General features: G+C 44.3%; 1 protein-coding gene. It reads left to right on the plus strand.

The features are described from left to right. On the plus strand, nt 1-201 hold a 201-nt coding region (locus tag H3S94_RS11815; protein WP_198241190.1), incomplete at both ends, for a hypothetical protein.

Genomic DNA, 201 nt, shown 5'->3' on the forward strand with positions numbered 1-201 from the left:
TTATAAAATTACACCGAAGGTTTCTTCTGTTGCTGTTGGAACTCTTGAAGCGGAAGTGACATTGACCGCCGGTGAGATCGATACGGGAAAAGGCAATTCCAGCTTTCAATTCGACAACCAGACTATTGTAGCTGGTCAGAATGCAACGCTTACTCTTGTGGCCAAAGATAAGTTTGGCAATCCGATAGACTATGACCCTTC

Source organism: Bartonella sp. B10834G3, assembly GCF_016102505.1.
Taxonomy (GTDB): Bacteria; Pseudomonadota; Alphaproteobacteria; order Rhizobiales; family Rhizobiaceae; genus Bartonella; species Bartonella choladocola.